Source organism: Streptococcus suis (assembly GCA_002831545.1).
GTDB lineage: Bacteria > Bacillota > Bacilli > Lactobacillales > Streptococcaceae > Streptococcus > Streptococcus suis_P.
Genome location: CP025095.1, coordinates 703,788 through 728,583, shown reverse-complemented (window position 1 = coordinate 728,583; position 24,796 = coordinate 703,788). Strand labels below are relative to the sequence as shown.

Annotated in this window: 24 protein-coding genes; 2 read left to right on the top strand and 22 right to left on the bottom strand. The window is 36.6% G+C overall.

What is annotated here, in order from left to right; all coding sequences use genetic code 11:
* Window positions 1-88 precede the first annotated feature (88 nt).
* The 18 genes from CWM22_03610 to CWM22_03525 all read right to left on the bottom strand — a co-directional run bounded on the left by CWM22_03610 (window position 89) and on the right by CWM22_03525 (window position 18,504).
* Window positions 89-1,633 (bottom strand): choline kinase, encoded by a 1,545-nt coding sequence (locus CWM22_03610; GenBank protein ID AUC91061.1) that lies wholly within the window; start codon window positions 1,631-1,633, stop codon window positions 89-91.
* Window positions 1,634-1,646: 13 nt separating this feature from the next.
* Complete coding sequence (locus CWM22_03605; GenBank protein AUC91060.1) at window positions 1,647-2,498, bottom strand: hypothetical protein; 852 nt, start codon at window positions 2,496-2,498, stop codon at window positions 1,647-1,649.
* Entirely contained in the window at window positions 2,485-3,984 is a 1,500-nt protein-coding gene (locus CWM22_03600; protein ID AUC91059.1) for a sugar lyase, read from the bottom strand. The genes CWM22_03605 and CWM22_03600 overlap by 14 nt, the downstream gene beginning before the upstream one ends.
* 39 nt (window positions 3,985-4,023) lie before the next feature.
* The gene (locus CWM22_03595; GenBank protein ID AUC91058.1) at window positions 4,024-4,938 is read right to left on the bottom strand and encodes a glycosyl transferase; all 915 of its coding nucleotides are present in this window, start codon (window positions 4,936-4,938) and stop codon (window positions 4,024-4,026) included.
* Window positions 4,935-6,122, bottom strand: coding sequence for a hypothetical protein (locus CWM22_03590; protein ID AUC91057.1), 1,188 nt, complete (start codon window positions 6,120-6,122; stop codon window positions 4,935-4,937). The genes CWM22_03595 and CWM22_03590 overlap by 4 nt, the downstream gene beginning before the upstream one ends.
* Before the next feature lie 6 nt (window positions 6,123-6,128).
* Entirely contained in the window at window positions 6,129-7,208 is a 1,080-nt protein-coding gene (locus CWM22_03585) for a glycosyltransferase family 4 protein (protein ID AUC91056.1), read from the bottom strand.
* Window positions 7,205-8,230: a hypothetical protein gene (locus CWM22_03580; GenBank protein ID AUC91055.1), complete on the bottom strand. Its 1,026-nt coding sequence runs from the start codon at window positions 8,228-8,230 to the stop codon at window positions 7,205-7,207. Before CWM22_03580 ends, CWM22_03585 begins: the two co-directional genes overlap by 4 nt.
* Window positions 8,221-8,781, bottom strand: coding sequence for an acetyltransferase (locus tag CWM22_03575; protein AUC92833.1), 561 nt, complete (start codon window positions 8,779-8,781; stop codon window positions 8,221-8,223). The genes CWM22_03580 and CWM22_03575 overlap by 10 nt, the downstream gene beginning before the upstream one ends.
* A 23-nt stretch (window positions 8,782-8,804) precedes the next feature.
* Window positions 8,805-9,923 (bottom strand): hypothetical protein, encoded by a 1,119-nt coding sequence (locus CWM22_03570; GenBank protein ID AUC91054.1) that lies wholly within the window; start codon window positions 9,921-9,923, stop codon window positions 8,805-8,807.
* Window positions 9,920-10,780 (bottom strand): NAD-dependent epimerase, encoded by an 861-nt coding sequence (locus CWM22_03565; GenBank protein ID AUC91053.1) that lies wholly within the window; start codon window positions 10,778-10,780, stop codon window positions 9,920-9,922. Before CWM22_03565 ends, CWM22_03570 begins: the two co-directional genes overlap by 4 nt.
* Window positions 10,780-11,379 (bottom strand): lipid carrier--UDP-N-acetylgalactosaminyltransferase, encoded by a 600-nt coding sequence (locus CWM22_03560; GenBank protein AUC91052.1) that lies wholly within the window; start codon window positions 11,377-11,379, stop codon window positions 10,780-10,782. Before CWM22_03560 ends, CWM22_03565 begins: the two co-directional genes overlap by 1 nt.
* A 17-nt stretch (window positions 11,380-11,396) precedes the next feature.
* A complete protein-coding gene (locus CWM22_03555; GenBank protein AUC91051.1) occupies window positions 11,397-12,113 on the bottom strand; it encodes a cell filamentation protein Fic in 717 nt (238 codons plus the stop codon).
* Between the two features lie 85 nt (window positions 12,114-12,198).
* Window positions 12,199-14,025 (bottom strand): polysaccharide biosynthesis protein, encoded by a 1,827-nt coding sequence (locus tag CWM22_03550; GenBank protein ID AUC91050.1) that lies wholly within the window; start codon window positions 14,023-14,025, stop codon window positions 12,199-12,201.
* Window positions 14,026-14,053: 28 nt separating this feature from the next.
* A complete protein-coding gene (locus CWM22_03545) occupies window positions 14,054-14,785 on the bottom strand; it encodes a tyrosine protein phosphatase (GenBank protein ID AUC91049.1) in 732 nt (243 codons plus the stop codon).
* A 38-nt stretch (window positions 14,786-14,823) separates the two neighbouring features.
* On the bottom strand, window positions 14,824-15,510 hold the full coding sequence (locus CWM22_03540) for a tyrosine protein kinase (GenBank protein AUC91048.1): 687 nt from the start codon (window positions 15,508-15,510) through the stop codon (window positions 14,824-14,826).
* Window positions 15,511-15,519: 9 nt separating this feature from the next.
* Window positions 15,520-16,209: a capsular biosynthesis protein CpsC gene (locus tag CWM22_03535; protein AUC91047.1), complete on the bottom strand. Its 690-nt coding sequence runs from the start codon at window positions 16,207-16,209 to the stop codon at window positions 15,520-15,522.
* Window positions 16,210-16,224: 15 nt separating this feature from the next.
* Complete coding sequence (locus CWM22_03530) at window positions 16,225-17,664, bottom strand: LytR family transcriptional regulator (GenBank protein ID AUC91046.1); 1,440 nt, start codon at window positions 17,662-17,664, stop codon at window positions 16,225-16,227.
* A gap of 105 nt (window positions 17,665-17,769) precedes the next feature.
* Window positions 17,770-18,504: a peroxide stress protein YaaA gene (locus CWM22_03525; protein AUC91045.1), complete on the bottom strand. Its 735-nt coding sequence runs from the start codon at window positions 18,502-18,504 to the stop codon at window positions 17,770-17,772.
* A gap of 118 nt (window positions 18,505-18,622) precedes the next feature.
* On the opposite strand from CWM22_03525, the gene CWM22_03520 reads away from it, so the two are divergent.
* Window positions 18,623-19,882: a PLP-dependent aminotransferase family protein gene (locus CWM22_03520; GenBank protein ID AUC91044.1), complete on the top strand. Its 1,260-nt coding sequence runs from the start codon at window positions 18,623-18,625 to the stop codon at window positions 19,880-19,882.
* Window positions 19,883-20,137: 255 nt separating this feature from the next.
* Here the strand turns inward: CWM22_03520 and CWM22_03515 are convergent, their stop codons facing one another.
* Window positions 20,138-20,989 carry a fatty acid-binding protein DegV gene (locus CWM22_03515; protein ID AUC91043.1) on the bottom strand — a complete coding sequence of 284 codons (852 nt, stop codon included), beginning with the start codon at window positions 20,987-20,989 and terminating at the stop codon, window positions 20,138-20,140.
* A 126-nt stretch (window positions 20,990-21,115) separates the two neighbouring features.
* Here CWM22_03515 and CWM22_03510 point away from each other — a divergent pair, with 126 nt between their 5' ends.
* Window positions 21,116-21,520: a TetR/AcrR family transcriptional regulator gene (locus tag CWM22_03510; GenBank protein AUC91042.1), complete on the top strand. Its 405-nt coding sequence runs from the start codon at window positions 21,116-21,118 to the stop codon at window positions 21,518-21,520.
* 22 nt (window positions 21,521-21,542) lie between these two features.
* On the opposite strand, the gene proC is transcribed toward CWM22_03510, so the two are convergent.
* From proC to CWM22_03495, 3 genes are read right to left on the bottom strand one after another with little or no spacing between them, the layout of a single operon-like run.
* Window positions 21,543-22,328, bottom strand: coding sequence for a pyrroline-5-carboxylate reductase (proC, locus tag CWM22_03505; GenBank protein ID AUC91041.1), 786 nt, complete (start codon window positions 22,326-22,328; stop codon window positions 21,543-21,545).
* Between the two features lie 9 nt (window positions 22,329-22,337).
* A complete protein-coding gene (locus tag CWM22_03500) occupies window positions 22,338-23,576 on the bottom strand; it encodes a glutamate-5-semialdehyde dehydrogenase (GenBank protein AUC91040.1) in 1,239 nt (412 codons plus the stop codon).
* A gap of 9 nt (window positions 23,577-23,585) precedes the next feature.
* Window positions 23,586-24,662, bottom strand: coding sequence for a glutamate 5-kinase (locus tag CWM22_03495; protein AUC91039.1), 1,077 nt, complete (start codon window positions 24,660-24,662; stop codon window positions 23,586-23,588).
* Between the last annotated feature and the right edge of the window lie 134 nt (window positions 24,663-24,796).

Genomic DNA, 24,796 nt, shown 5'->3' with positions numbered 1-24,796 from the left:
TACTTCCTCCCTATCTATTTTATAAAGCAAACATCTCCGATTATATTTGCATTCATCATTCAAACAAGAAAATAAAACATTACACTTCCTAATGAACACCATCTTCAAAAGTTGATAGATACTCACTGACTATAACGGAAAACTCTTTTGCATATTCATACTGGGACTGAGCATAATCGCCAAACTCAACCCCTACTTGCTGTTTATATTCACACCAATTGCTCCATAACAAACCAGCAGTAGCAACATATGCATAAATTTTCATTCTTATTCTTTCTTCGCATCCTTCTTCAAAGTATGCGTCTATCAAAAAATCTATTTGCTCCCTATTGTATTGAGAATAAATAGCAAACATCGCAATGTCTAAATCAGGATCCTGCATCCCTGCATACTCCCAATCAATTAAACGAACCTCTGTTTGATTATTTTTCTCAAAGATTAAGAAATTATCGGGATTTGCATCAATGTGACAAAGAACCTTTTTTTCTATATTCAACTGAATATAACTCTTAAGAGTAAGTACTCTATTTTTAACAGATTGATAGTCTTCGTATATAGACTCCCTGTTTCCTCTTAAGCTTTCATAAAATTCTATCTCTCCAAATAAATCAAACTCATGAGAAGTAGTTAATTCCTTTTCATGAAAACTTCTTAATTTTTTCATACATAATGAAACATCGCTTTTATTATTTGAATCACAGTTTCTTGCACCATCAATAAAAGAAGTAATTTTATATCCTTTTTCAGGGCTAATATAAATCAATTCATCACTAATACTTTCCCCAGCAATTACTCTGTAAACTTCAGCTTCCTGTTCTCGATTAATTAATTTATCGGTTCCCTCCCCAGGAATTCTCATAATGTAACTTTTTTCCTTGCATTCAAACATAAAAGAACGATTGGTCATGCCTTTTTTCAAGGCAAGTACATTCTTTATTTCTTTAGGATCAATATCAAAAGTTGTACAAATAATATCTATTGCTTCTACTCTTAAATGATTAGACATATCATCTAAGTATATCAAATCTTCAAATGTATTAATATCTTGTATAAAATGCTCGCAATTTTTGAATGTAGGTATTGCTAGTTCCCCATCTGTAACCAAAAGCTCTTCCCAAGCTAGCATTTGTTGACTAGGATTATTTGCCAACTCTCGAAGCCTCTGTTTTATCCAAATTGAATCTGATTGCTCTATAAAAGCAACACCTAATCTTTCGCTCAAATCATCTAACTTTGTTACGTTTTTTGAAATATCAGCAATCATATACCAAGAGGAGTCATCTTTCTTGCTAGTAAAAGGATTTGTTGCGCACCAGATGTCACATGGAATTATATAGGAATTCGACAAATAGGATTCCGCTAAACTTAGGGAGTATAGTGTATTGGAGTTAGCAAAATCATCATTTTCAATTAATTCAACTTCGTACTTATCTATTAAATATCGGAATTGTTCTTTTTTGTATCCAATAACAATAATAATTTCAGAAACCCCAGCTTCTTTGAGTTGTACGATTAATCGTTCAATCAATATCTCACCATTCACTTCTAGAAAAGCCTTGTGAGTCTCAAAATTTAATGGGATAGTTCGTCTACCTAAGCCCGCCGCGAGAATAATAGCATTTTTTAGTATCATCCATGCAACCTCATTAAATATTCTTAGACTGTAAATTATGATGTTTCAGTAATTCTTTGATTCTATTTTCTAATGCAGGTACCTTTAAATAATCACCATAGAGTAACGAAAGTAACTGCTCGTAAGATGTTGGCACACAAAATTCACCTTCTAAAGTTTGCATTTTTTCTATCGATAGTACATTTTTTGTTGGAATCTCATACCATGTGGCAAAAATGTCTGCTGTTGTGGCGTAACTTGACTCCTCCAGTCCATACATACTACATAATTCTTCAAATTTCTTATAATCTCTTTCAACATTTCGAAATAAGTATCTCAGCTTAAATAAACCGATTTTTACTGCACCTTTAAATGAATTAGTTGATTTTATAAGAGAAATCAATTTATAGTATCTGATAAAGGCCAGTTGTTGTACTTCTTTAGAAAATCTCTTCCTTTCTTCTGGCTCTTCTGGCATACCAATCAAATAAAATACATCTAAATGAAATAACTCCGTAGAGTAACCTTTTGGTGCAATCCGCATCATATAATGACGACAGTTCTCATCGACTTCTGGACAGTAAAAATAAAACTCGTCGTTCAAATCATTCTTTAGTGCCTCAATAAGCTCCTCTTTTTTCGAATATGGAACAAAAACATCCACATCATAATCCCATGGAATTTGACCATTATCTCTCACAGCACCTAATAAGGAACCATATGCTAATTGATATGGAATTGAGTTCGTGACACAAACCTTATGAAATTCTCTCAAAGCATTCAAAATTAAATCTTGATAGGATTTGAACTCTTCAAAAATTTGTTCGAAATCTTTACGATAATATGAACTCTTACGAACCTCTTCCAAAAATTCATTTCTTTCCATTTTTTCCTCCCAAAAGATTTTTTCTCTGATTTAAGAATTGTTTAAACTCTGCACGGAATTTATAAAGCACAAAACCTAGGTAAGTAAACATCACAACAACTCTGTACCCAAACTCAATATAACTAAATGTAAACGGATAGTTAAGATATGTAAAATACAGCCCAATCCCCATAAAAACAACAACTACCATGATGATATAGACAAGCTTTGAAAGCTTTAATCCTATATCTTCAAATCGTTTGCTAATTGCTATGACAATCCCGACTCGTATGAACATTGAAATAAAATCTGCAAGGATTGAGCCGGTTATACCTAAGATTCCAATCAAATAATAAGAAATTACCACATTCACCAAGCTACTTGATAAGGTTGCAACAAAAATCAATCTTGATGCTTTCTTATGATAGAAGAGAATTTCTACATAAAAATAGTAAAGTATCTTTATCAAAAATACACTTACTATCAAAGGAATATACTTCCAAGAAGAAGCATAGCCTTTATCTAATAACAAAATAATATAATCATGAGAAAATAGTGCAATGCCCAAAAGGAAAAAACCAATTACATACGTTAAAATTTCTGAAATTTTCGCAATATTCTTCCGAACTGAATCGTTTAATATCGTCATCTGCTCATAGAGCCATGGACCGTAAGCACTATTCACATAACCTTGAACTATATCAGCAATACTACCGAATTGGGAGGCAATCGCAAACAGTCCTACATCTCCTAGATTCCCAATGTCTCCGATAAAAAGCTTCGACAAAAAAACTGTGATATGGGTTGATAAATTATGAGGGATTATTGGTATCGAATATAGCAAAGCTTCCTTTAGTAAGCTTTTATCCAAACACCACATTATCATACTAGATTTCCATAAATCAACTAACATTACAAAGAAGTACACAGCATATGTTATGAGATTGGCAAGTAAGACACCATTCGCTCCCAGTTTAAAATGTACTACAAATAATATATTTAAAACTAGGGTAAGAATAAAAAATATCAGTGTAATAATTGCATACTTTCCAGCTTGCTGTTGACTTTTTAAAATATTTTCATAAATAGTATACTGACAATAAAAAACTAGTGATAAAATGGAAATGAATATCGTCGGAAAAAAGTCGATGTTGGGAAAAAAATAATGACCAACTAGCTCCTTTCCAAGTATCATGACTACACTAGCAATAATACTCATTATTAAAACAAATAAAATTATAGTCCCATAAAAGCGACTTAACCTAACTGTGTCATGTTTTAAATCTACATAAAAGCGAAATATTGCTGAATATAACGATGCAGCGACTAAAAATGAACCGGTTATTAAAAAACTACTTACAAGACTTGTAATACCATAATCAACAGTGGTTAAATAAGAAGTATAGAGCGGAAGTAGAAAAAAACTAAATCCTCTAATTAACACCCCACAAACCATGTAAATAATGGTGTTTTTAAATATAACTTTTGTCGTTAACTTTTTTATCAATTATATATCCTCATAGTCGATGATTAATCAAGGAGAAGTTTAATCAATCTGTGTCAAATCTAACAACTCTCCAAGTTTTTCATCTGTTTCTTTAGGTGAAAATGGTAAAAAGCCTCCTGCTGGATAAAAGGTAAATTCCGAAAAATATATCCTACCATTAACAGAATACAAATCTATCCGCACAAATGGAGCGTTACATATCTTATAAAGTTTTTCTGCTACTTCTCTCATTTCTTTATAATTTTTAGGTAGGCTAAAATCACCTAAACGACGATAATCATCTCTACAAAAGTCCAATTCTTGCCCTTCCAAATCATAAAATGAAATTTGAGCAGTGGAATGATCTTCCAATCCTCTAGATATATATATAAATTCTGGTCTCCCGTTAAAAAAGAAAAATTTATAATCTACCGTATCATCTGTATTAGCTAAATCTTCTAAATATTCTTCAGCAATAATCCTAGGTTGTACATTTTTATAACACCATTCTCTAGAATAGTAATAAAAATTTCCCTTCAATGCTTTATCAAGAGTTTTTTTAACTTTATTTATATCCAACTCTTCTTTATTTCTACAAATAATAACACTACCTGAATCATGCGTACATTTTAAAACAAATTGATTAGGTAATGCTTCGAAATCAATATCCTGTACGTTATCCCAAATCCCAAGTGTAGGAACTATGTATTTCCCTCCTATTGCATTAGCAACAATATCTTTCACTTTATATTTATCTGAAAGATCTGTATAATAGGGATTTCTATCATTAATTTTTAACCATTGCAATTTCTCATTATATGTTTTTGGATTATCTAGTTCAAGTTCCTTATTCATTTCAAATTTATATAATCTCTTCAAAAAGACATCATCTGGTAGATTATTATAAAATCCTAATTTAGTCAATACTTTGAAACGATATCCTCTGTTACTAATAACTTTTAATAACCTTTTCATATACGGCCTCCCTCAAACAAAAATCCCATTTTATACATTTTAAACATCAAAATTAGCCACACCAACACTATTCTTTCATTATACGAAACTAATGAATAATCCATAAAAATAATAGAAATAAGTAATAACAAGAAAAATAGTGTTTCAAAATTAAAACTATATAGATACGCTTTAATATTGTGCTTTAGTAATATAAAGAAACCGGAATAATAAATAACAGTACCTACTATGCCTGTATTAACTAAAAGTTCAACAAAATTATTATGAAAATAAGTATTACCATTATAAATATACGACCCCATTACACCATATCCTAGCCATGGTTTTAACCTAAACAATCTCATACCCAATTCAATCATCGAAGATCGAATTCCAGTACTTGTATTACTAGCTACACCATCTTCTGACAAATAATTCACTGTCTCTAAAATTCGTAGACCAATAGTATTATATAAAAATTGATTGTTTTGTATCAATAAATAAAAAACAAAAATCATGATCGTTATATTCAAAAATCTATGAAAACTTTTTTTCAATTCTGTAAATAGATAGGTTCCTAATATTATAATTAAAAAAAGAATCAATACTTTTCTTGAACCCGATAATATACTAATCCCTAACATAGACAACATCAGTATCAAATTGATTAACCTTTTTTGATTTGTCATATACATATACAAGAACCCTATTGCTGAAAAAAATGCACACAATCCATATGTATTTGCATTGACAGTTGTTATGTTATTATTCAACCGAATATAAATCATAGTACGGAATCCAAAATAAAAACCATAAAATAATACCATACCTACACCTGCCCAAGCTATCGCCCAAATTGTATGATAAATATCTTCTTTACTTTTTATCAAATTACTAAATATAAATAGTATTATTAAAGTAAGGCTCATTGTATTGATTCCCAACGAATAATAAATATCACTCACTGCCCAAAATTTTGTCAAGCAGCTCCATAAAAAAAACAGCAAATATATTCTAAAAAATCCGTCCAAATATATTTTGCGATTATATATTATGTTCAAAATAGTATATCCAAACATAAATATAACAATTAAAAAAAATAAATTTACTCTAAAAATTGTCACTGAGCTGTAATTAACAGTCATTAAACTAAACATAAACAACAATAAAAAATATGCTGCAAAAGGCTTTAATCTATATTTCATTTTTTTCTACTCTGTCAATATTAACTTTACAAATTCGAACCATTGTTTTGATATTTTTTCTGACGACAACCTCTCTCTTATTTTTATAGAATTTTCTTTAAATTTTTCTCTTAACGAAAAATCCTCAAGAATTAATTCTAAATATTGTTCTAATTTTTCTTGATTTCCAACAGGAAATAACAAACCATTTTCCATATGATCAATTACCATTCGAGCACCCCCTATCGGACAATCTGTACATATAGTCGGAATACCCAACGCAAGTGATTCAAGCATTGCATTTGACATGCCCTCATAGTTTGATGACAAAACAAAACAAGCAGCCGCATTTATATCATTATGTATTGAATTACTAAAACCTTTAAAAAATACCCTCTCTGTAATTCCTTTAGTCTTAACTAATTCTATTAAATGATTTTTCTCCTCTCCTTCTCCATATATTTCAAGAGTAAGGTTCGGAAACTTTCTAATGATGTTTTTAAAACTACTTATCAATAAAGGTAAATTTTTTGCTGGATGTAATCTAGCAACCGTAACAATTCTACTCTCTCTTATCCCTTCGTATGGCTCTGGTAAATTTGCTTTCAATGGATTTAATATCACTGTTCTAGGAAATCTACCCACCTTTTCAAAATAATTCATTGCATCTGTAGTTTGAAATACTGCTCCATCACATAATTTATATACTTGATCTCGGATTTTCCTAACTGTGCTTTGAATAGGATCTCTATTAGGGTCATTCCTCTCGGAAATAATTACTTTAGTTTTTAAACCGAGATTAGCCACTATTGAATAAATGTTAACCTGTGTAGCAAATGATATGATTACATCTGGTTTTTCTTTTATAATCGTTTTACGTAAAAATGAGAAACGTTTTATGACTCGAATCAGTTTATTTTCATTAATACCCTTATATGGAATATATTTAATTTGTTTGTTCAATTCATAAGAGACTTTATCTTCAATAATTGAAACTAAAGTTATGTTATCTATAGCAGGAATTTTAGAAAATTCATTTGCTATAACGGATATGACACGTTCTGCTCCCCCTCCTGTTAATGAACTAGAAACAAACATAACATTCATTTTTTTACTCCTATTCTTAATGGCAATAGCAACCTATAGTCAATACACATTAATAACATCAATAATTTACGATTCAATGGCATAGATGACCTCAACAATAACTTTAAATGAGTACGAACTTGTTTTGAAAAATTTTTGACAAGTTCTTTTTGAACACTGGCACTCACTGATTCATCAAATCCATAAACTGCAATCTTTAGTAATAAAGAAAAATATGAACGTGCCGTCTTTTCCTTTGCAAACTTTTGACAAAGCAATGATTCCCCACTAACAAGTTTTTCTACAAGCATACTTTGATGAATTAGGTCACTGTCCTTATACTTAAATCCGCTTCGAACTATGCTACTGCCACCTTGATAATAAAAATAACAGATTTTTGAGCTTTTTACATACTTTTTTGTTTTTTTTATCAATCTAATATTTGTTGCATAATCTTCATATAGAACACCCATTGGAAATTTGATATTCCTAAACAATTCTTTTTTGTAACACTTTATCCAAACTGGATAATCAGATACTCGACTATTCATTCCCTCAAATAAAAAATATTCTAAAGCTTCCGTCCTAGTCATTATTTTGGTATTAACTAAGCTAGTATCAATTTCAGAATCTGTTATTTTTTTTGTAATTTTATACGATGTGGATATGATATCTGGTTGGTGTTCTTTCAGCAATACTTCAAAATGTTGTAACATATCATTGGCTATCCAATCATCGCTATCAACAAAACAGAGATAGTCTCCAATTGCATAAGTTATCCCTGTATTTCTTGCAGAGCTTAAACCACCGTTAATTTTAGTAAAAACTTTTATACGTCTGTCAATACTTTTGTATTGATTACAAATGTCTAAACTAGAATCTGTTGAACCATCATTAATTAAAATAACTTCATAATCTTCATATGTCTGATTTAAAATACTATCTAGACATCGTGATATAGTTGATTCAACATTATAAACAGGAACAATGATAGAAAATTTTGGTTTATTACAAATATTATTTTCACTCATACTTAAATCCATACTCTCTTTTCAAAATTATATTCCTTTATCACTTTTCCCGGAAGTCCTGCAACAATACAATTTGAAGGAACATTTTTCGTTATAACAGTATTTGCTGCGATAATACTTCCACTACCAATAGTCACTCCTTTTTGAATAACAACTCCCTCACCAATCCAAACATTATCCCCTATTAAAATTGGAGAGGAGTGCACTCCTCTATGATTCGGAGGTACTAATGGACTATCTTGATTTTCCCCCGCATAATTTCCGTGAGAATTATCGATTATTAGCACTCTTGAACCAATCAAAACATCGTTACCAACTTCAATTTTTTCAACACAAGAAATCCTAACATGGTCTCCTATGCAAACATTTCTTCCGAAAATGAGTTTCTTAGATTTATGATTTCCAAGCACATCAAATCTACAGTATCTTCCCAAGGTTAACTGATTTCCAAGGTCCATATATTGACCTCCTCGTAGATAAACCGGAAATCGAATAAGTCTTGCAGATTTGAAGAGCAATTTAGTCAGGATTAAAAAAAACAAGTTTTCTATTTTTTCTATCATGTTATAATTAGAACTTCTATTCATTAGTCACACTCTATTTTCTTCATAATTAAACTTAAATCCGAATAAAATTTTTGTTCCGAAAAGTGATTACTATAAAAAGACTGAATATGATAATATTTTTCAAAATAATCAGTAAGTACTTCTGCAGTAATTACTCCATCCTCAGTGTTTATTCCTATACCGTCCCTCTCTACAAATCCCCACGTATCCCCCTTTAAATTATTAATAAGAGGCAGACCATTTTTTAAATAATCCAAACTCTTCATCGTTAACCCAACAAACACTTCCTTCTTCATTATGTTCAATCCAAAATGACACTTACTTAAAATTTGGGATTTAACTTCTTGATCAAATATCTTTCCATGATCGATTATTTTAATCTTTTGGGATTTAAGTAACGAAAGCAAATTTTCTTTCTTTTCACCATCGCCTACTAGATGAAGTGTAACAGCGTATTTCATAGAAAGCGAAGCGATTATATTTGAAATAATATTTATATCAACAATATTGTTCATCGAACCAAGATAACATAAAACTATTTCTTTTCCACTCAAATTTAATAAAGAATTATCTCGAGCGATATTAACATCACCAAAAGATAAGTAAAGAGTTGAGATTCTATTTCCGAAATTCTCTAATGGTAGTTTAGTCTGATAAAGACCACACTCCGTCACAACATAATCAGAATACTTCAAATAGGAATCTCTAATGTTGCCCCAGAATTTTAACAAAAAGAAATTCTTAAATTTGTTGGCCGGTATTGTTTCCGGCCACATATCAATAATATCAAACACTAATTTGGTGCAAGGATTTCTTTTCTTATATTCTGCTGCTTGCTTTACAAATGAGTTAGGGGGAACAAGCACCCACAGTAAATCTATATCACAAGGCAATTCTGAAAAAATTTGTTTTGCTATCTTCCAGTGTGACTTTAAACGCGTATAAGATAAATTCTTACGGTAAGGAATAGCGTCAACAAAAGTATAATGTTTCTTTTTATCAAATCTTTTTACCTTATCAATGTGCCTAAAATTTGAGGCTATAACTGAAACTTCGTCTCCCCTAGATAAAAAATAAGCAAGCAAGAGGTCGACTCTGTGTTCATATGTGTCAAAGCAATTTACAATTACAATTTTCATAAGTACCCCTCTGTCAACCTAATGGATTCATTAAAATCTACAATTTGATACTCAAATTCATATTGACTCAGTGATTGATTATAAGTAAGATTTCCAAATACTTTTTTCACTGTATCTAAATGGAAGAAAAACTTTATGATTGGGTTAAATATTTTTGTCAAACATACTTTCTTTCCATGTACTTCAGCTATAGCTTTAACTAATTCAGAAGTATTAACATATTCTGAATTTTGTGGACAATACACACCACTCAATTCCAACTTGATAACTTGTTTAACAAATTCGCAAAGATTATCGATATGCAACATGCTTCTTGAATTCGAAATTTTTGGAAAAATTGGAGTTTTCTGAGCTACTTTTGATAATTTAGGATAATTTCCCTTAGAACCTTTACCATAAATCATCGGTGGTCTGAGAATGACAACTCTAAAATTATCGCCCACTAACTTTTCCAGTCTCTGTTCAGCTTGCAATTTACTGTCGCCATAAAAGTCAGAAGGTGCAGGTTGGGTATCCTTAGTTATAACTCGTTCCCCACTCGTACTATCACCATAAACGATAATGCTACTCATAAATATAAACTGACCAACACCTGCTTGCTTAGCAATCTTCGCAACATGCTCAGTTAGTTCAGTATTTACTTTATAATATAGTTCTTTTTTACTTTCGTCTTTAGAAAAATGTGCTATCCCTGCAACATGAAAAACAGAATCATACCCTGAAAAATCGTAGTCTTTCCAGTTAGGCTCTAATAAATCCAAGGTATCTATTTCAAAATCAATACCTTTTTCCAAAACATATTTTTCGAAAGATGTCCCGATATATGAGTTTGCTCCTGTTATCAATACTCTTTTCATTACTTTCCTTTCTGCCCCGTTCCGCCTTCGACTACTCCTTCGCTCTTAGCAACACTAAGGAAAGTTCCAAAGAAACATTTAATATCCAACCCTAGACTCATATTTTGAACATAATATCCATCCAATTTTGACTTCTCATCGATTTCCAATTCATCACGACCATTAATTTGAGCCCAACCAGTTAATCCAGGTCGGATATCATTTGCCCCGTACTTATCACGTTCTTCAATAAGGTCATATTGATTCCACAATGCTGGTCTGGGTCCGACAATAGCCATTTCACCTTTTAAAATGTTAAATAGTTGCGGAAGCTCATCTAAACTCGTTTTTCGAAGAAAGCCTCCTACTTTAGTAATCATAGCATTCGGATCTTTTAATAAATGAGTTGGCATATCACTTGGCGCATCCACATACATTGAACGGAACTTATAAATCATGAAGTATTTCTTATTCTTACCAACTCGTTTTTGTTTAAATAGTACTGGACCTTTTGAATCCAGTTTGATTGCCAGTGAAACTAATAATAGAACTGGACTTAAAACAATAATGGAACACCCTGAAATAATAACAGATAAAATACGCTTAATAATCGGATACATTCCAATCTCCTTAATCCTTAATCCTCAACCCTAAAATACTCCAAATATTGCTTAAATCTATCTTGTGCTGCTAGACAAGTATCCAGCAAGAAACCATTCTGTTCTCCCCACTCGGCTAAGCCACGATAGTAAAAATACTTCATGTCATCTCCGATGATAAAGGGGATATGTCCATGTTTAAGACATTCTTTGAACATAATCAATCGACCTACTCGTCCGTTACCATCTTGGAAGGGATGGATGCGTTCAAATCGAACATGAAAGTCAAGAATATCCTCAAAGGAAGTAGATGATAGAGCATGATAATTTCTAAGCAATTCTTGCATATCTGACTCCACATGCTCGGGTAGAGTCGTTTCACGACCGCCGACTTCATTTGGGTATAATTTATAGTCTCCGACTTGAAACCATGACTTCCGAGAATCAGAGGTTCCTCTCTTCAAAATAGCATGAATCTCCTTTATCCAAGTTTCATTCAAATCATCTTGAAAGCTGTCTAAGAGAAAATCAAAAGCCGTAAAATGATTGGTCGTTTCGATAATATCATCCACCTTTATGGTTGAATTTTCTTCAAAACCAATCGTATTGGTCTCATAGATATACCGTGTCTGGTCATGCGTCAGTTGACTCCCCTCTATATGGTTTGAGTTGAAAGCCAGCTCTATCTGAACCTTATGGTAAAGACCACCTTTGATCCTATTTTCTTTTTCTCTTACTAACCTATGACCTAGCATATCTTACCTCTGGAAAGTTTTTCAACCTTCCTAGAATTTAAACATCGTTTAAACTCTAGGAAAGTAAAAATATCTTTTACTTTCTTTATTCTTGTTTTGCAAATTCAATCAACACATCTTTTAATTCATTTCTATCTTTTTGGAGTAATCCATTGATAAATGAATTGACAATGTCCGATTGCTTATTTGTAACGCGACCCACAAATATTTTTTCATAAATCTGTTCGCTGACACGTTCTTCTGTTGATAGTAATTCCTCGTAGAGTTTCTCGCCTGGTCTGATTCCAGATTCTACAATCCCGATTTCTTCCTCAGTATGACCACTCAGCAGAATAACTTTTCTTGCCAATTCCAGAATTTGTACAGGCTCGCCCATATCCAAGACAAAGATTTCTCCACCTTTTGCCAAATGTCCAGCTTGTATAACCAAACGACTTGCCTCAGGAATCGTCATGAAATAACGAGTCATCCTAAAGTCGGTGACCGTAACAGGTCCACCTTTTCTAATTTGTTCCTTGAATAGCGGCACAACACTGCCACGACTACCTAGAACATTCCCAAAACGAACTGCCGCAAATTGAGTCTGACCTGGCTCGTTTAAACCTGTTACAATCATTTCTGCAACACGTTTAGTCGCTCCCATAACATTTGGCGGATTAACAGCTTTATCTGTTGAAACCATAACAAATTTGGCAACTTTTGCAGTTTTAGCCGCCTCAGCCACATTCTTCGTTCCAAAAATATTATTCTTCACTGCTTCATGTGGATTGTATTCCATCAAAGGAACATGCTTATGTGCTGCAGCATGATAAACAACATCGGGTTGATATTCAGCCATTATGCTAAAAATCAATTCTCTATCTTGAATATCTGCAATGAGAGGGACCAACTCAATCTTACCTTGGTACTTTTCCAGTAACTCTCGATGAATGAGATAGATTGAATTTTCTCCATGTCCAAGCAACATCAAGCGTTTAGGCATAAACTTAGCAATTTGACGACATAACTCTGAACCGATAGAGCCACCTGCTCCTGTGACAAGGATTGTTTTCCCTTTGAAAAACTGATTCAATTCATCCTGATCCAAAACAACCTCTGGTCGACCAAGAAGGTCTGCTACGTCAATTTCCTGAAAGGCACTGACAGACATGTTCCCCGCCATAATGTCTTCAATGCTCGGCATATTATTGACGGTCACTCCTGTAGTGTTACAGATTTCAACAATCTTCTCTCGCTCCTTACCATTTAAAGAAGGGATGGCAATCGTCACTTGGTCAACAGCTAATTCCTCTACCAATCGTGGAATATCATTACGGTTTCCTAAAACTTTAGCGGTACGGATAAATGTTCCAAGTTTATTTGGATCACGATCAATTATACCGACAATTTCAAAATTCAATTTTCGATCTTCGACGGTATTGATGAAGATATTCCCACCATCTCCAGCACCTACTACTAAGATTCTTAGTGGGCTATCCTTCTTTCGAATGACATTTTTTCTCGTCTCATGTAAGACTTTCCAAACAATCCTCGGAGTAATGAGCATTACATACGACAAAAATAAGGACACTAAGATGAAACGATAACTAAAGGTCTGCCATAGAATCATTGAAATGATTAAAAATAATGAATAAGCGGATATCAAACTCAGTCCTATTTTCACATAACTTTGATATCCAGTATACCTCGTAATTAACGAAAAAACCTTTAGTCTAACTGAGATAATCAGGTAGAATATTAAAACAAATAAAACTGCAAGAATAAAGCGTTCATCTGGTATGTCAATAATAACATCCAAAAACAGCCTGCTCAAAATCATGGAAACTATAAGAAGACACGTATCCATGCACATGAGTATCAATCGTTTACTGTTGCGCTCTAACAGTTTGTCAGTAACAGTTCCTAAATCCATTTTTTCTCCACAATCTAGAGTAACCAGTTTAAATCGCCTGGTTTTTTAATAGCATAAGAGGATTCTTTTTCAGCAACGCTTTCGCTTTATCTTTGCCAAATTCCTCTGTTATTAACTTATAAGCATCACTCATGAACGGAGGTCTACTATATAAATTATGCATATCGCTAGCAACACAATGTACTAAGTCCTGCTCTAAAAAATACCGAGTACGTTTTTTAAATTCTTTTGCTCGATCGCCAATTAAAGCGGGCTTCAGCACATGGTTACTATTTACCTGAGTATAGCATCCCTTGTCAATTAACTCTTCTACTCTCTCTGCATGAAACGCTAGGGCATCATATCGTTCTATATGGGCAAGTACGGGAGTTAGCCCAAGTAGCGTCACTTCATTCACTGCTTCTTGAATCTCTTTCCAGGGAGTATTCATACTGAACTCCAAGAGAATATAGCGCGAGCCATTAAGTGTGGGTACTTTCTTTTTTTCAAGTTTGCTTAAGATATCTTTACTATAATACAATTCAGCACCATAGCACAATCGTATTTCAGGATAAACTTCTGCTACTGCTGCTTTAAGTTGAAGAAAGTTAGTCATGATAACTTTTTCTGGTGTTTCAAACATCCCTTTTCGTCTATGAGATGTCGCTACGATATAGCGAACACCTTGACGATAAGCTTCGCCTATCAAACTCAGGCTCTCTTCAATAGTTTCGGGACCGTCATCCACACCAAATATGATATGCGAATGAATATCAATCATACTAATACCTACTTATCAAACTTATATTATCTGAGAAATTAAGCTTTTTTGCCGTAATGTCCGTAGTTTCCGTATTCACTATACTTCTCATTGGCAATATCATATTTGTTCAAGATAACGCCTAAGAACGGTGTGCCTGTTTGATCCAACTGCTCTTTTACTTTTTTCAAAGATGAGCGCTTAACATGGCCTGCTTCTACTACTGCAACCATCGCATCACATTTTTGTGCAATGATAGCTGCATCAATTACCAGTCCTAATGGTGGACAGTCAACGATAACATAATCATAATAGCGACGAAGAGTCGCAAGTAGATTTTCAAAATTCTTACTTTGTAAAAGGGCAGTAGGGTTGGGAGAAACCTTTCCTGACTCAATGACGGTCAAGTTTGGAATATCTGTATCGCATAATCCTTGAGACAAGTCTGTTGTCCCTGCTAGGTAATCCGTCAAGCCTGTAATCTTTGTAATTGGCTTGAAGAAACCAGGCATGACTGAATTTCGGATATCTGCATCCACCAAAACGGTCTTATAACCTGAACGAGCATAGGCAATAGCGAGACTAGCCGCAGTTGTACTCTTACCTTCATTTGATTGAACAGAGGTAATGCCAACAACCTTAATATCCGCTCCGCTAAGCTGAATGTTGGTACGGATGGCATTGAAATACTCCTCGGTTTTATTTACTATCTCTCTTTTTGTACGCGCAATTTCTAACGTTGCCATATTGTTCTCCTATTTCAATTTCTTCGAATCTGGTACTACACCAAGCAAGGTCAAGCCCATTACCTCTTCAATATCCTGAGGGCGTTTGACACGGTCATCCAAAACTTCCATAGCCAAGATAATTCCCGTTGCCAAGATACCTCCAGCTAATAAACCAAGCAAGATATTGCGTTTTATATTCGGAGTGGTTGGTTCTTCCGCTGGGACTGCTTCTTCAAGTGTTGTCACATCGCTTACTTTAGTGACCTCAACAATCTTTTGCGCTGCAAAGGTGCGAAGGCTATTTGCAATACGTGCCGCTTCATTTGGATCCGCATCACGCACGGAGATAGAAACGATACGAGTATCAACAGGAATAGAAACTGAAACCTTTTCTTTTAAGTTCTCGTTCAAGTTCAACTCTGTAGCTACCTGCGTCAGTACATCTTGTGATAGAATAATTTCCTTATAATCTTTTACCAAATAGGTACCTGCTTGTAACTCTTGGTTGGTCAACCCGGCACCAGCTTCTACATTTTGGCTTACTACATAGATACGAGTTGTCGCATCATATTGAGGTGCCACTAAAAAGCTACTGTAGACAAATGCCAACCCCGCAGTCAACACTGCAGTTAAGAGAATTAAAAATTTCTTTCTCCAAATTGTTTTTAGTAAGAATAAAACATCGATTTCGATTGCATTTACTTCTTGGTTGTTCATATTTTCTCCTATTTTTTAATTTCCATCCAATACTGACTGAATCGCTGCCTTTGCTTGCTCCAGACTGTCTTGGTTAATTTCCATCATATAAAGTTGTGATCCAGGCATCGCATAAGAAGATAAATCTGAGCGTCCTGTTCCTGTCAATGCTTGTGACTCTACTGTAAATTGTGTTCCTGATTCTAATTGGGTATTTACCAAGCCCATAATCGTTTCTAAGCTCAAATCTGTTTGGATAGATCCTTCCAAACCAGTTAGAATAGCTTGATAATTCGCTAGATTATCTGGTGAACTCAATTTTTTTATGAGGGCTGCAATGACTTTTTCTTGGTTTTGACCGCGATCATTATCACCATTAGCCAACGAATACCGCTCACGAACAAAGATTAGCGCTTGCTCTGCATCTAGATGCACTGTCCCAACCGGGAAATTATACCCTCCGCTTGTAAATTCTTGGGTATTTTCAACATCAATACCACCAACCAAATCAATCAACTGTAAGAAGGAAGTAAAGTTGAGTCGGATATAGTTACTAATGTCAATACCATAAAGATTTTCTAAGGTGTGCACGGAGGCGTTCACACCATAAATTCCAGCATGTGTTAGTTTATCGTATTGATTTTGCCCACCATCTGCGATAGCAACGTATGAATCTCGTGGAGTAGTTGTCAATAAAATCTTATGTGTCGCACGATTGACAGTCATAATGATATTGACATCGGAACGCGAAACAGATGAAATTGGACCGTAGGTATCAATACCACTGATATAGATATTGAAGCTGTCCCCACTCGCTTGTTTGACTGCTGTTTCAACAGTCTGAGTCACTTTGAAACTATATATTTTTTTCACTTTTGAAGAAAAGTCTGGGTCTTCATTTTCTAAAATATTGCTAAAAACTCCGTTGAAGACCATCGCTTGACTCTCACCATTCAACATAGATTGATATGCTGTCAGGTAAGAGGTTGTGGGGCTAGTTGCTAGTTGAGTAGATTCCATTTTGGATATGTCATCCAACAAAGCGGTGATGTTATCTTGGTCGTATTCGGCTGGAGCAAGAACATTCGTAAGCTGACGAACATCTGTAATATCACTATTTGCAGGGACAAGAATGCTCATTTCATATTCTGAAAATGTCGAATTTGAATTTAGTCGTGTTGAAAATTTTACAACTTCTTGCATTCCATAGATTCCAACAGACGTGATGACTAGTGAAAAAACAAGTAAGAGCGCTGTAAATATGCGCGCTTTCTTACGCCACATCAATAATCCAGCCAATACTGCCACTCCTACTAGCAAAAGCGTCACAATATAGTTTAAATACCGGAAATCTAGGATGTTATAGCGATACATGGTCACTAAGAACAAACATAGAGTAATGGCATAAAGTCCCAAAAGCGCAAAATTTACCAATTTGAACTTGGACGACTTACTTCGTCCGCTTCTCTTTTTCATAAACAACCTTCCTAGACTTTTACTTATAACGCACCCATTATATCATAGAAATTAATATTTTCCTATCCTTACTTAGTGCTGGAAAACGTTATCTTTTTCATAATTTCACATTTTGATTGATCGTATGAAGGTAAGTTGGTTTGCCGTTGATTCGGAAGTACAATATTCAAAGCCATCCACCTTAAAATCTTGAATGTCCGATAATTTCTGAATATTGTTCTTAGCCAACCAGGACAGCAATCTTCCTCTACCTTTTTTTGATATAGTCGAGTGAACTTTTAGCTGACCTGCTTTTTCTTCCATGAAAAGAATTTTAACTAATCTTTTCTGAAACTGTGGAGAAAACACCTGCTCAAATTCTGACGAAGCCAGTGAGAGAATCAGTTCATCATCACCAACTTCTTGGTCATAATACGGTCGCCAGTACTGTTTCAAAGACTGATTGCCTATCTTTAAGCTCCCTTGAAAATCTAAGCGGTGAGGTGAAATGAATTCAAAAGGATGAATCAATCCGTATAAGGCTGTCGCTATACGAACATGGTCACGCAGATAATTTTCTTCTTTCGAATCTATACCTCGCCTATCCATATAACGATACATAAGACCATCATATAACTGCCAGGCTGGATAGGTTTTTGCTTGACCTGTCTTGATTCGATACCAACGGTCAGCTTCTAACTCAGCCTTTGCTTCATTCAATTTATAAAAGGCAGCCATCTTTTCTACATCAAATTGACTTATGGCATCCAGCACCGGCTTACTTCGATCAGACAGGGGATAAAACGAGGCATTCTCTAAATTTGTATTTACTTCTTTTGCATTAGGTATAATTATTTTCATCACTTAATTATACCATAGAGTAGCTTAATTCCTGAAACTCAACCCCATCCAGATATTGTCTTTCTTCAATTTTTCCTATATACTAGCTAGTAACATAGTCTATAAAAAGGGGGCCTAGATGAAAAAATATCAAGTTATCATCCAAGATATTTTGACTGGAATAGAGGAACATCGATTCAAACGTGGAGAGAAATTACCTTCTATCCGTCAACTCAGTGAGCAATATCATTGTAGCAAAGACACTGTCCAAAAGGCTATGTTGGAATTAAAGTACCAAAATAAGATCTACGCTGTCGAAAAAAGCGGTTATTATATCTTAGAAGATAGAGATTTCCAAGACCATACTGTAGAGCTCAATCCTGCAGACTTTCAAGAATTACCCTATGAAGATTTTCGGATTTGTCTAAACGAAAGTCTTATTGGGCGGGAAAATTACCTATTCAACTACTATCACCAGCAAGAGGGATTAGCAGAATTGATTTCCTCCGTTCAAAGTCTGTTAATGGACTATCATGTCTATACAAAAAAAGACCAACTGGTTATCACAGCTGGTAGTCAACAAGCTCTATATATTCTCACACAAATGGAAACCTGGGCTGGAAAAACGGAAATCTTGATAGAGAACCCTACCTATTCACGAATGATAGAGCTCATTCGACATCAAGGAATCCCCTATCAAACAATTGAACGGGATTTAGATGGAATTGACCTAGAAGAATTGGAAAGTATCTTCCAAACTGGAAAAATCAAGTTTTTCTACACAATTCCTCGCTTGCACAACCCTCTCGGTTCAAACTATGATATAGCAACAAAAACAGCTATCGTAAAATTAGCAAAGCAATACGATGTCTACATCATTGAGGATGACTATTTGGCGGATTTCGACTCTAGTCATAGCCTACCTTTACACTATCTTGATACAGATAATCGTGTCATCTACATAAAATCTTTTACACCGACGCTCTTTCCTGCCCTCCGAATCGGTGCAATCAGCCTTCCTAATCAGCTACATGATACCTTCATCAAACATAAAAGTCTAATCGACTACGATACCAATCTTATCATGCAAAAAGCTCTCTCGCTCTACATTGATAACGGTATGTTTGCACGGAACACACAGCATCTTCATCACATTTATCACGCTCAGTGGAATAAAATAAAAGATTGTTTAGAGAAATACGCTTTGAACATCCCGTATCGAATTTCCAAAGGGAGCGTGACCTTTCAGCTAAGCAAGGGGATTCTTTCTCCTAGCATCCAACATATGTTTGAAAAGTGTTATTATTTCAGCGGACAGAAAGCTGATTTCTTACAGATCTTCTTTGAACAAGATTTTGCAGATAAACTGGAGCAATTCGTAAGATGTTTGAATGAATGAAATCCAATAGTCTCATACAAACAATCCCCTCGAACTTAAAAGACGAGGGGGATTATTCTATATAGTGGAAACTACATTCCAAAATTGTTATACTCTTCGAAAATCAAAATTATCCGTTGTCAACTTGCCTTGATGAGTGAAAAGCTCCAGTGGAGGTTTTCAGCCTGTTACCTTGAAATAAGATAGTAACAGAGTTCTATCTTCGACTTCGTTTCCTAGGCTACTTTTGATTTTCATTGAGTATTACTCTGTGAATCACGCTTTCACTTCATAGCCCATCAAAAGTCCACCTTCTTCAGCATAAAAACTGCATAGACCTGATGTTGCAACTTCGTCAATAACAGCCGTTGGAAAACTTGCTTTTACCAACTCTGAGAATTGTTGGAAGAACTTAGCATTGTTGCGGTGGGCCATGATAATTCGACCACCATCATAACCTGCTTTTTTCATTTCTTCAAAGGCTGCTGTCACAGATTTCTTATGACCACGCGCCTTTTGAAGCAACTCTAATTTTCCTTCAGCGCTTGCCTCACCAACCATACGGATATTGAGAAGACCAACGACAGTGCCTACCAATTTGCTCAGTCTTCCATTCTTAACAAGATTATCAACCTTCGCTAAAACAAAGAGGAGCTTACTGTGTTCCCGATAGTGAGTTATCGCTTCTACTACTTGTGGAAAATCTAGTCCTGCACCAATTAAGCGATTGATTTCGTCAACAAGTAAATCCATTTCCCCACTGGCTGACAAACTATCTATCAAATGGATATTGACATTCGGATGCTCTTCGATATACATATCCCTAGCTACACGTGCCGCATTAAAACTACCAGATAGCCCACCTGTAATCGTCACAACGATAATGTTCTCAGCTCCCTCAAAAGCTGCCTGATAAGCCTGCGGACTTGGACACGCCGACCCCGCTGCAGACTTAGATGCTTCCATCACCTCCATCATGTGATCAATATCTAAGCTTGCATCATCAACAAATGCTTGTTCTCCAACTTGGATGGTAAGTGGCACACTAATAAATTCAGTGTCCGGAGCTAGATTGGCTAATTGACGATAGTCGCAGCCCGAATCTGCAACAATTTTCCATTTTGTCATAATATTCTCATTTCCAATTTTACTTTTTTATTTGACAATAAATCTCTATTTACTTACAATTATATCATTAAACTACACCATCTGAAAGCATTTTCTTTCAGATGTGACACTCGGAAAAGGAAAACTATGGCAGGTCGTAAAATTTCACCCCAATCTTTGAAAAACCTCTATCAATCAAATAAAGAAGCAAATCAACTGACTAAGGAATCAATAGAAACTGCTCTGCTATTTCTCCTAGAGAAAAAGGAGCTCAAGCAAATTTCGGTATCTGAATTGGTACGAAAAGCGGGAGTTTCTCGCAATGCTTTCTATCGCAATTACAAGTCCAAGGAAGAAATCCTTGAAGACTACTACGAACGGACTTCCAGCAACCTTAAAAAGAAATGGCATGATTTGCAGGACAAGGTTCAAAAGGACGGCGTCAAGCAAAGCTTTGCAGATTTTGTCCAGGAACAAAAACGCAAGGCAGAGCAAAGCAAAACCCTGTCCAACGTCAGTCAATGGATCAAGGAAAAAACAAAACGGGATTAAAAGTCCCGTTTTTTGCTGTCTTCTATTTTTTGCCTAATTTTCTAGTCTTTTTGAGGGCGGCGGCGACTGCCTTAATAATGGCGTAACGGAAGCTTTCTTTTTCAAGAGCTACCACGCCTGCGATAGTCGAGCCGCCTGGCGAGGTCACTTCCTGTCTCAGCTGGGCTGGGTGCTTGTCGCTATTCAAGACCATCTGAGCAGTTCCAGCCAAGGTTTGGGCCGCCAAAACCTTGGCATCTTGAGCCGTGAGCCCGTTTTGCACCCCGGCATCAGTCAGGGCCTCAATCATCTGATAGACAAAGGCTGGTCCGCAGCCTGCGATAGCCGTTGCTGCGTCGATCAGACTCTCTGGCACCTGCTGGACCTTGCCTGATTTTTCTAGGATTTGTTCCAATAGCGGAGCGAGCTCTTGATTGACCAAGCTATAGGTCGTCATGCCTTGGCCGATAGCGACTGGTGTGTTGGGCATGATACGAATGAGTTTATCAGCCGACACAAATTCTGCCAGGCTGTCGAGGGTCACTCCTGCTGCCATGGAAATCCAGATAGCTGATGGATTCTGGCTAATCTGGTCCTGCAAGCCTGACAAGACTGTCTGAATCAGGTGAGGCTTGACCCCAAGGAAAATAATCTCGGCCTGCTCTGCTATTTGTCCATTAGAAAAAAGCTGACCGCCCAGCTGAACTTGTAGAGCCTGGGCTTTTGCTGGGTTGTGGTTGCTGAGGAGGAGCTGGGTATCTGGCTGCTGGCTGACCGCTTGGGCCAGAGCCGCTCCCATGTTGCCCAGTCCGATAAATCCAATCTTCATCTTGTCCTCCTAACGAATGTGGCCGTCGCCTGTGATGATGTACTTGTAAGTGGTCATTTCACGCAGGCCCATTGGACCACGAGCATGCATCTTCTGAGTAGAAATGCCCAATTCACAGCCCAGACCGAACTCGCCACCGTCTGTGAAGCGGGTCGAGGCATTGACATAGACTGCTGCCGAATCTACATGGAGTGTGAAACGATCTGCCGTTTGGCTGTTTTCCGTCACAATGGCCTCGCTGTGTCCAGTCGAGTGTTGAGCGATATGACTGATAGCCTCTTCTACATTTGAAACGACCTTGACAGCCAAGATATAGTCCAGAAATTCCGTGTCAAAATCTTGCTCGCCTGCTGGTGTGGATTGGTTGAGAAGAGTCTGTGCCTGACTGTCAGCCCGCAATTCCACCTGACCAGAAAGAGTTTCTTCCAAGCGTGGTAGGAACTGGCTAGCAATTGCTTCATGAACTAGCAAGACTTCAGCCGAATTACATACAGATGGGCGACTGGTTTTGGCATTGACCACAATCTGCAGAGCCTTGTCCAAGTCCGCATCCTTATCTACATAGACATGGCAGATACCTGTGCCTGTTTCAATGACTGGCACTGTTGCGTTTTCCACAACGGCCTGAATGAGCCCTGCACCACCACGTGGTACCAAGAGGTCAATTTTGCCTTTGGCAGTCATCAATTCCGTCGCAGAGGCTCGGCTGGTATCTTGGACTAGTTCGATGACCTTAGGTGATAGGCCAACTTCTTCCAAACCAGCCTTGAGGGCTGTGACAATAGCCTGGGCCGAATGAAAGGATTCCTTGCCTCCACGCAAGATAACTGCGTTGCCACTTTTGATGGCCAAGGCAGCGGCATCTGAAGTCACGTTTGGTCGGCTTTCGTAAATCATCCCCACCAAACCAAAGGGAATGGATTTCTTGCGAATGTTCAAGCCGTCTGCCCTAGTGGATTCTTCCATGACTAATCCGACAGGATCTGGCAAGCCAATCAAGGCACGAATACCATCAGCCATAGCTTCAATCCGCTCAGCTGTCAGGAGCAATCGGTCCTGCATAACTTGGCTGATTTTACCTTGGGCATTTTCCATATCGATGGCATTACCTGCTAAAATTGCCTCCGTTTGGGCAACCAACTGGTCTGCCATTGCTGATAGGGCCTGGTTTTTCTGTTCTGTTGTCGCTAAGTTGATAGAAGCCTTGTGCGCCAATAAACTATCTAATAATGCTTGTGTTGTTGTCATATTTTTCTCCTATAGGCTTACCCAATCGTTGCGGTGAATAAACACGCCCTCTGCTCTGCCATTTGCCAACTGGTCCTGCAAGTCCTTGGAGGACAATTTGACGCGGCCCTTGCCAATCAAGCGGTGATCTGCTTGGCTATAAACCTCTACGACCTGCCCCACTTCAAAGTCTCCTTCGAAGGCTTTGACACCAGTAGCCAACAAACTGCGCCCCTGGTGCAGCATGGCGTCAACCGCACCAGCATCCACCTCAACTGCTGCATCTGTCCGAGCATAGAAGGCCATCCACTGCTTGCGTTGGTTCATGGCATGGTCATCTGCTAAAAAGAGAGTGCCACGGTTGGCTTGGGTGACCGCCTGTAAGAGGGCGGTATCCTCTTTTGAAGAGCAGATAAAGACGGGCACGCCTGACTTGGTCGCAATCTGGGCCGCCTGCAATTTGGTGGTCATGCCACCTGTTCCGTTGGACGAGCCAGCTCCTACTGCCATGGCAAATAAATCTTCCGTAATTTCCTTGATTTCAGGCAAGTGCTGGGCAGTCGGATCGCTGTTGGGATTGGCCGTGTAAAGCCCATCCACATCCGTCAAAAGTACCAAGAGGTCCGCTTTCAAGAGAGAAGCCACTTGGGCAGATAAAGTATCATTGTCCCCTACCTTAATCTCCTCAATGGCAATGGTATCATTTTCGTTGATAATTGGAATAGCACGCTGCTTCAGCAAGACCTGCAAGGCCTGAGAGGCATTCTGATAGCGTCTAGCATCCGCAAAATCATCCTGGGTCAGCAAAATCTGAGCCGATACGATGCCGTCCTTCATTAGATTTTGCGTGTATTCCTCAATCAGCAAACCTTGTCCAACAGCCGCAGAAGCCTGCTTCTCCGCAATCTTGGTCGGTCGCTTGTCAAATCCCAATCTCCGAAAACCAGCAGCAATCGAGCCTGAAGTCACCAGTACAATCTGGTAGCCTTTCTGGTGCAACTGTGCCAACTGATTGGTAATCCGAGCGATTTTGATACGGTCCAAACTCCCATTTTCTTGCGTCAGAGAACTCGTTCCAACCTTAAATACAATTGTTCTTTCTGTCATAATCTCTTCTCACAAAAACTAATATTTGGAAAATTATACCATATTTTAATCATAAAGAAAATCAATGTTATTCAGTAGAGTGCAAGGGTATACATTTAGTGAGATGTTCACAAAAAACACATCCATTTTAGTTC